General features: G+C 61.7%; 10 protein-coding genes and 1 pseudogene. 8 read left to right on the top strand and 3 right to left on the bottom strand.

Annotated elements, in window-relative coordinates; all coding sequences use genetic code 11:
- Both EN994_RS09665 and EN994_RS09660 read right to left on the bottom strand, forming a co-directional pair.
- Window positions 1–287: pseudogene (locus tag EN994_RS09665) on the bottom strand (hypothetical protein); the annotation flags it as partial.
- An 89-nt stretch (window positions 288–376) separates the two neighbouring features.
- Entirely contained in the window at window positions 377–1,951 is a 1,575-nt protein-coding gene (locus tag EN994_RS09660) for a trimethylamine methyltransferase family protein (RefSeq protein ID WP_024501311.1), read from the bottom strand.
- A gap of 272 nt (window positions 1,952–2,223) precedes the next feature.
- On the opposite strand from EN994_RS09660, the gene EN994_RS09655 reads away from it, so the two are divergent.
- The gene (locus EN994_RS09655) at window positions 2,224–2,922 is read left to right on the top strand and encodes a cobalamin-binding protein (protein WP_013531175.1); all 699 of its coding nucleotides are present in this window, start codon (window positions 2,224–2,226) and stop codon (window positions 2,920–2,922) included.
- Between the two features lie 88 nt (window positions 2,923–3,010).
- Here the strand turns inward: EN994_RS09655 and EN994_RS36820 are convergent, their stop codons facing one another.
- Window positions 3,011–3,229 (bottom strand): hypothetical protein, encoded by a 219-nt coding sequence (locus EN994_RS36820; RefSeq protein WP_318011966.1) that lies wholly within the window; start codon window positions 3,227–3,229, stop codon window positions 3,011–3,013.
- On the opposite strand from EN994_RS36820, the gene EN994_RS09645 reads away from it, so the two are divergent.
- From EN994_RS09645 to EN994_RS09615, 7 genes are all read left to right on the top strand, one after another.
- Complete coding sequence (locus tag EN994_RS09645; protein ID WP_013531173.1) at window positions 3,215–3,844, top strand: DUF1638 domain-containing protein; 630 nt, start codon at window positions 3,215–3,217, stop codon at window positions 3,842–3,844. The two genes, EN994_RS36820 and EN994_RS09645, sit on opposite strands and share 15 nt — an antisense overlap.
- A 104-nt stretch (window positions 3,845–3,948) precedes the next feature.
- Window positions 3,949–4,524: a DUF4893 domain-containing protein gene (locus EN994_RS09640; protein WP_013531172.1), complete on the top strand. Its 576-nt coding sequence runs from the start codon at window positions 3,949–3,951 to the stop codon at window positions 4,522–4,524.
- A 93-nt stretch (window positions 4,525–4,617) separates the two neighbouring features.
- Window positions 4,618–5,400: a formyl transferase gene (locus tag EN994_RS09635; RefSeq protein ID WP_027160505.1), complete on the top strand. Its 783-nt coding sequence runs from the start codon at window positions 4,618–4,620 to the stop codon at window positions 5,398–5,400.
- A gap of 204 nt (window positions 5,401–5,604) precedes the next feature.
- Window positions 5,605–5,907 carry a virulence factor gene (locus EN994_RS09630; RefSeq protein WP_013531170.1) on the top strand — a complete coding sequence of 101 codons (303 nt, stop codon included), beginning with the start codon at window positions 5,605–5,607 and terminating at the stop codon, window positions 5,905–5,907.
- Window positions 5,900–6,526, top strand: coding sequence for a methylenetetrahydrofolate reductase C-terminal domain-containing protein (locus EN994_RS09625; protein ID WP_013531169.1), 627 nt, complete (start codon window positions 5,900–5,902; stop codon window positions 6,524–6,526). Before EN994_RS09630 ends, EN994_RS09625 begins: the two co-directional genes overlap by 8 nt.
- Window positions 6,523–7,614, top strand: a complete 1,092-nt coding sequence (locus tag EN994_RS09620) for a methylenetetrahydrofolate reductase (protein ID WP_063168204.1) — start codon at window positions 6,523–6,525, stop codon at window positions 7,612–7,614. Before EN994_RS09625 ends, EN994_RS09620 begins: the two co-directional genes overlap by 4 nt.
- Window positions 7,615–7,695: 81 nt before the next feature.
- A partial coding sequence (locus EN994_RS09615) for a dihydropteroate synthase (protein WP_164745850.1) occupies window positions 7,696–8,164 on the top strand: 469 nt, incomplete at its 3' end.

Here is an 8,164-nt window from a genome sequence, read left to right as displayed (position 1 = left end):
GAAATCGCCCGTGCGCCAAAATCCTGCGCCACGGCGCCGATCACTTCGCGCGACCATGTGTCGAGCGGATTGGCGATTGCCTGTGGCTGTTGCTCCCACCAACGCAGGAAATGCGGCCAGGGTGCCGCGCCCGCCTGCCCCACCAGCAGGACGGCCGCTGCCGGCGCACCCGATGATCCCGTTGGCGGCGCATCGCTTGGCGTAAAATTGAAGCCGCCGCGAAGAACAAGGCCGTTGGCGAGAAGCGCCGCAGCAATGCGGTCAACGCTGCCGGCGGGCGTAATCATCCCTTCTTGTCCGGATCGGAGAACGCGCTCCGCCAGACTTCCTTGTGGATGATGTTGGCGACTTTAGCCCCGCCTGACTCGGGCTCCTTTCAAGTGAAGGCGTCGGGCATCGACCCCTTCTTCTTGGCGATGAAGTCCTTCAACGCTTCGTCGATGCTCGGATCGAGATGCGGCGCCTCATAGCTTTCCAGCCAGCGGCGCGCGAGTTCGTTGGCGCGCTGCGGCGCTGTCTTCTCGCCTTCGGCCAGCCACTGCTCGTAGGAATTGTTGTCGGCGATGTTGGAGCGGTAGAAGGCGGTCTGGAAATTGGCCTGGGTGTGGTCGCAGCCGAGATAATGGCTGCCCGGCCCGACCTGGCGGATGGCGTCCATCGCCTGGCCGTTTTCCGACAGGTCGACGCCTTCGGAGAATTTCTGCGTCATGCCGAGCTGGTCGATGTCCATCATGAACTTTTCGTAGCAGGAGGCCAGCCCGCCCTCGAGCCAGCCGGCCGAGTGCAGCACGAAATTGGTGCCGGCCAGGATGGTCGAGTTCAGCGTGTTGGCGCTTTCATAAGCCGCTTGTGCATCCGGAACCTTGGACGCGCAGAGCGAGCCGCCGGTGCGGAACGGCAGGCCGAGACGGCGCGCCAGCTGTGCGGCGCCATAGGAAACCAGCGACGGCTCCGGCGTGCCGAAGGTCGGCGCCCCCGACTGCATCGAAATCGACGAGGCGAAGGTACCGAACAGCACCGGCGCGCCGGGACGGATGAGCTGCGTGAACGACGCGCCGGCCAGCACTTCGGCCAGAACCTGCGTCAGCGTGCCGGCAACCGTCACCGGGCTCATCGCGCCGGCGAGGATGAACGGCGTGACGATGCAGGCCTGGTTGTGGCGCGCATAGACCTTCAGCGCACCGAGCATGGTCTCGTCGAACACCATCGGCGAGTTGGCGTTGATCAGGCTGGTCAGCACCGTGTTGTTCTCGACGAAATCGTCGCCGAACACGATCTTGGCCATGGCGACGGTGTCCTCGGCGCGTTCCGGCGCGGTCACCGAGCCCATAAACGGCTTATCGGAATATTTGATGTGGCTGTAGATCATGTCGAGGTGGCGCTTGTTGACCGGCACATCGACCGGCTCGCATACCGTGCCGCCCGAATGGTGGATCGACGGCGCCATATAGGCGAGCTTAACGAAATTCTGGAAATCCTCGATCGTCGCGTAGCGCCTGACACCGTCGAGGTCACGCACGAAGGGCGGGCCATAGACCGGCGCGAACACGGTGGCATTGCCACCGATCTGCACCGAACGCTCGGAATTGCGGGCGTGCTGGGTGTAGACGGACGGTGCGGTCTTGAGCAGCGAACGGCACAGCCCCTTCGGGAAATGCACGCGCTCGCCCTTGACGTCGGCGCCGGCCTCTTTCCACAGTTGCAGCGCTTCTGCATCGTCGCGGAAGATGATGCCGATCTCCTCGAGCACCGTGTCGGTGTTCTTCTCGATCAGCGCCAGGCCTTCCTCGTCCAGCACCTCGTAAACGTTGATCTTGCGCTTGATGTAGGTGAGCTGCGTGCCCGGGCCTCCGCCCGAACGCGCGGCCCGCCGGGCAGCAGCCCCGCCGCTGGCGCCGCGCCCACGTCGCGCGTTTGACGCTTCCTGATCGACTGCCGCGTGTTCGCTCATGGTGTTCTTCCCTGAATCTGTTCTTGTCTGGAATCCATAGCGGCTGCTCTCGCCGCTTCTTGCCAGATCGTAGCCATGCACCCTATTCGAAACGGCCCGCCAGCGCCAACGCCTGTCGCAAAATCGACAAGAATTCCAAGAGAGTTACGGTCGCTTTCCTTTTGCGGGAAGTCGCAAATCAGCTATGGATACATGCCCTCAGCGGGTTAGGTATGAACGCGAAGATATGTGCCTTGCGACATGGTCGCGATGCCGGCAGGAGCTCGATACAAATGTCCGACGACGAGATCATCCTTTCCGAACTTTCCGACGACGAGTTGGTGCAGCAGATGCACGACGATCTCTATGACGGGCTGAAGGAAGAGATCGAAGAAGGCACCAACATCCTGCTCGAGCGCGGCTGGGCGCCTTACAAGGTGCTGACCGAGGCGCTGGTCGAAGGCATGCGCATCGTCGGCGAGGATTTTCGCGACGGCATCCTGTTCGTGCCGGAAGTGCTGCTTTCCGCCAATGCGATGAAGGCGGGCATGTTCATCCTGCGCCCGCTGCTCGCCGCCACCGGCGCGCCCAAGCAAGGCAAGATGGTCATCGGCACCGTCAAGGGCGACATCCACGATATCGGCAAGAACCTTGTCGGCATGATGATGGAGGGCGCTGGCTTCGACGTCATCGATCTCGGCATCAACAATGCGGTCGAGAAATATCTCGATGCGATCGAACAGCACCAGCCCGACATCATCGGCATGTCCGCACTGCTGACCACGACCATGCCCTATATGAAGGTCGTCATCGACACGATGAAGGAAAAGGGCATCCGCGACGATTATGTCGTGCTGGTCGGCGGCGCACCGCTGAACGAGGAATTCGGCAAGGCCGTCGGCGCCGATGCCTATTGCCGCGACGCGGCGGTGGCGGTCGAGACCGCCAAGGACTTCATGAAGCGCAAGCACAATGTGCGCGCTTCGGCCTGATTGGCCAATTCGGCCTGGACGACAGGAGAAGCCGCGCCCTTGCAGCGCGGCTTTTTTGTTACCAGATGATGAGGTGGCCGCGTGCGGATCAGGGCTTGGTGACGGTGTCCTCGACCGCCTTGGCCGTCGATTTGACATCCCTGCCGACGCCACGGACGGTGTTCGCGCAGGCCGCAAGGGCCAAGGCGCAGGCCAGGATGGCAATCGGCGTGATGCGCAGCAGTTTCATGGACGGTGTCTCCCTCAACAGATAAATTAGCGCCACAACAACGAAGGCCGCTCGACTGGTTCCATGGCCAAGACGCAAAAAACGAAACCGAATCAAGACGACAGGCTGCTCGTCATCGCCTGCGGGATGATTGCGCGCGAAGTTCTGGCCGTCAAGGAACAGCTCGGGCTGGATCACCTCGACCTGACCTGCCTGCCGGCGGAATTCCATTTCTACCCGGACCGCATCGCACCGGCCATGGACAAGGCGATCGAAAAAGCCAAGACGGAAGGCTACAGCAACATCTTCGTCGGCTATGCCGATTGCGGCACCGGCGGTCTGCTCGACCGCATCTGCGAGAAGCATGGCGTCGAGCGCATGGCCGGCCCGCATTGCTTCGCCTTCTACCAGGGCATGGAGGCCTATGCGAAAGTCGCAGACGACGACATGATGTCGTTCTACATGACCGACTTCCTCTGCCGGCAGTTCGACGCTTTCTTCATGAAACCGCTCGGCCTCGACAAGCACCCGGAGTTGATCAAGGACTATTTCGGCAATTACGAGAAGCTGATCTACCTCGCCCAGACCAACGATCCGGAACTCGACAAGGTCGCCGAAAAAGCCGCCAGAATGCTCGGTCTCGTCTATGAACGCCGCGCCACCGGTTATGGCGACCTGACGGCCGGGATGGCGCAGGCGGCTGCAGGCGCCTGAAGCAATTCTTGCCCCGCGATGACTCAAGGCTAGATGACAGGCCGCCGTGGACGGGTAAGGTGTGCGCCACAAGCAAACAGACTGCCAGCCATGGAAACGCACTGATGACCCCTCGCCTCTTGATAGCTGCACTCGGCCTCCTCTGTTTGGCCCTGCCCGCCCATGCCGACGGCGAGATACAGAAACTCATCACCCCGGCCGACAAGACGCGGCTCGACAAATATGGCGAGACCCGCAAGGCAGCCCTTGCCGAGGCGAAGACAGGCAACCCGGCCGAGGTCAAGCAACTCGATGCCCTGTTGGCAAAGCCGCTGGTGGCCTTTTCCGACAAGGACCTGACCGGCAACTGGCAGTGCCGCACCATCAAGGCCGGCGGACCTTTGCCGCTCGTCATCTATGGCTGGTTCAAGTGCAAGGTGACCGATGACGGTTCCGGCTGGCGGCTGGAGAAGATCAGCGGCTCGCAGCGCACCAGGGGCCGTTTCTTCGACGATGGCGAGAAACGCGCGATCTATCTCGGCTCCTTCTATGTCAACAGCGATCCGGCAAAGCCCTATGGCAGCGGTCCGCAAACCGACCAGGTCGGCTACGCCTTCCGCAACAGCGCCAAGGAATGGCGCATCGAATTTCCGGCGCCCTACTATGAATCGAAGCTCGATATCATCGAATTCAAGCGCTGACTGTGTATCGAAGAGCTGATCACCAAGGATTAACCCGGACACCCTAGCATCCCGTCTATTGTCGAGAAGGGTTGCTTGGAGGGGGCAAGATCCATGGCAGCATCAGAATCCAATACGCGTCCGATCGTGGTCGTCACCGGAGGCGGCCAGCATGTCTGGGCTATGATCAATGCGATCGCCGACCGCGTAGGTCCTGTCAGCGTCGTCCTCGAAACGCCTGAATCCAAAAAGCAATTGCTGCGTGGCCGGGCTCGCCGCCAAGGCTGGATTTCCGCCATCGGCCAGCTTGGCACGATGGTACTGAGTAGGTTGGGCAAGCGATTCCTGGCCGGCCATAGCGCGCGACTGATTGCCGAGGAGAAGCTGGAGGTTGAGCCGCGACCAGGCCAGGAGATCATCCCGGTAGCCTCGGCCAATGGGCTTGAGTGCCTGCAGGCGATCCAGAAGATCCGGCCAGGCGTTGTGCTGCTCAACGGTTGCCGACTAATCTCGGCTGAGATGCTGAGCAAAATGCCCTGCCCGGTGCTCAACTACCATGCGGGCATCACGCCGAAATATCGCGGCATGAATGGCGGCTATTGGGCTCTGGTATCAGGCGATGCGGAGAATTTCGGCACGACTGTCCACCTCGTCGACGCTGGCGTCGACACTGGTGGCGTGCTGAAGCAGGCGCGCGGCAGATCGAAAAAAGGCGACACCATCTCAAGTCACGCGCTACGCCAGACGGCGTTCTCGCGCGACATCTGCGTCGAGGCTGTCAGCGATGCACTGGCTGGAAAACTCACGACGATCGATCCCGGCCTGCCTTCGAAACTCTGGTATCATCCGACGATCTGGTTCTACGTCTGGACGGGCCTCAGAACTGGCATCTGGTAGCGCGTTTTTCGTCCTGGACGGCATACTGCGCGCCAGCGTTTCCGACGCGCTGGACCGGGCGCCGGCACACGCCGCAAACGAATAAACCCACTTTTCATTTTACGACATCGATATGCGTCGCTTTTGAATGCGCGCGCGTCGTCCCATAACAAGCGGCACCACTGCGCTTGCGGCAATGCTCGATAGTTCGAGGAGTGAGAATTCATGGCCGATCTGATCGTCGTCTACTGGCGCGACATCCCTGCCCAGGTGATCGTCAAGAAGGGCCGGCAGAACGCCAAGCGCGAACTGCCGCTGCGCTTTACCGAGGCGATCGACATGTGCGCCATGCGCACCGGCGCCGGCGGTACAGACGACTATCTGGCCGAATGGCGCAAAGCCGATCCCATTCCGGTCGGCGACGACCTCGAAGCCGAAGTCGAGAAGGCATTCAACGACATCGACACGAGATATGACCGCGAGCGGCTGGTCGCTCTGGTCAAGGCGGGCGGCAAAGAAAATGTCTGAAACCATTCCTGCCAAGGAGAGGCCGGCTGTTACCCAGGCCACTCTGGTCAAGAAGGCAGCGCCGAAATCCGACTACAAGCCGGCCGACGTATCGCCGCAGCGGCGCGTGCAGCGTTCCTTCGCGGTCAGATTATGGTCGGTGCGGCACTCGCGATTACTCGAATGGTTCTACGCCAAATTCGCCGACATGTTCCTGCTCCTCCATCCCTTATGGAAAGGCATAGGCTATGGCCGTGTCGAAGGGCCGATCAAATTTGTCGAGAAGCGCGTCAAGGGCTTCATGTTCGACTGCCGCATGTGCGGCCAGTGCATCTTGTCCTCGACAGGCATGTCTTGCCCGATGAACTGCCCCAAGCAATTGCGCAACGGCCCTTGCGGCGGTGTCCGCGCCAACGGCAATTGCGAGGTCGAGCCCGATATGCCCTGCGTCTGGGTCAAGGCCTGGGAAGGCTCGCAGAACATGGTGCACAGCGACAGGATCCTGACCGTGCAGAAGCCGGTCGACCAGTCGCTGCGTGAAACCTCGGCCTGGCTGCGGGTGACCGCGCAGGCGGCCACCGCGCGCGAAGCCGCCGCTGCCGCCAAGAATGAGGCGGCCAGCACCGGGGCGTCGGCATGATCGGCCGCCAGCGCGACGAAAACCCGGCCGGCATCCACCTGCCGCTCGAACCCCTGCCCGGCCACACCTCGCGCGGTCGGCTGGAGCGCGTACTGCGGCGCGGCGAGTTCGCTGTGACGACGGAACTCAACCCGCCCGACAGCGCCGATCCGGAAGACGTCTACAACAGGGCGAAAATCTTCGACGGCTGGGTCGACGCCATCAACGCCGTCGATGCATCGGGCGCCAACTGCCACATGTCCTCGGTCGGCATCTGCGCACTTTTGACGCGCATGGGCTATGCGCCGATCATGCAGATCGCCTGCCGCGACAAGAACCGCATCGCCATCCAGGGCGACGTGCTGGGCGGGGCTGCGATGGGCGTCGCCAACATGCTGTGCCTGACAGGTGACGGCGTGCAGGCCGGAGACCAGCCCGGCGCCAAGCCGGTGTTCGATCTCGACTGCATGTCGCTCCTGGAAACCTGCCGCATCATGCGCGACAACGGCAAGTTCCTGTCCGGCCGCAAGCTGACGACGCCGCCGCAGCTTTTCCTGGGTGCTGCGATCAATCCGTTCGCGCCGCCGATCGACTTCCGCCCGCACCGGCTGGGCAAGAAGATCGCCGCCGGCGCGCAATTCGTACAGAGCCAGTATTGCTTCGACGTGCCCATGTTCCGCACCTACATGCAAAAGGTGCGCGACCTCGGCTATACCGAAAAATGCTTCATCCTGGTTGGCGTCGGGCCGCTCGCCTCGGCCAAGACGGCCAAGTGGATCCGCTCGAACGTGCCGGGCATCCATATTCCCGATTCCGTCATCAAGCGGCTGGAAGGCGCCCAGGACCAGAAAAAGGAAGGCAAGCAGCTCTGCATCGACATCATCAACGAGGTGAAGGAAATATCAGGTGTTTCCGGCGTTCACGTGATGGCCTACCGGCAAGAGGAATATGTCGCCGAGATCGTCGATGAATCGGGCGTGCTGAAGGGCCGCCAGCCATGGAAACGCGAGATCCGCCGCGACGACCAGATGGTCGCCGATCGGCTCGAGCACATACTGCACGACGATATTACCGAAACGCAGGTGGATATGGTGAAGACCGCGCACTGACGGCGCGGACGGCCACCCATTCGCTTGAACGAAACCAGACAACGATATAAAGAAATCTTTATATCACGGCGGAGAGAATTTATGACCCGTACCATCGTCGCTTCGGCGACACGAGAAATCATCATCGGCTTCGACCAGCCGTTCTGCGTGATCGGCGAACGCATCAACCCGACCGGCCGCAAGAAGCTGGCCGCCGAGATGATCGCGGGCAATTTCGAGACCGTCATCAGGGACGCATTGGAGCAGGCAGCCTGTGGCGCCACCATGCTCGACGTCAACGCCGGCGTCACCTCGGTCAATCCGAACGAGACCGAACCCGGCCTTTTGGTGCAGACGCTGGAGATCGTGCAAGGGCTGGTCGACCTGCCGCTGTCGATCGACAGTTCCGTCACCGCCGCGATCGAAGCCGCACTCAAGGTTGCCAAGGGCCGCCCGCTGGTCAACTCCGTCACCGGCGAGGAAGAAAAGCTCGAAGCCATCCTGCCGCTGGTCAAGAAGTACAACGTGCCGGTCGTCGCCATCTCCAACGACGAGACCGGCATTTCGATGG

It is taken from the genome of Mesorhizobium sp. M7A.F.Ca.CA.002.09.1.1, assembly GCF_003998555.1.
In the GTDB taxonomy this organism is placed as follows: domain Bacteria; phylum Pseudomonadota; class Alphaproteobacteria; order Rhizobiales; family Rhizobiaceae; genus Mesorhizobium; species Mesorhizobium ciceri.
The sequence above is the reverse complement of the archived record's forward strand: the minus strand, read 5'-3'. Positions and strand labels throughout refer to the sequence as shown.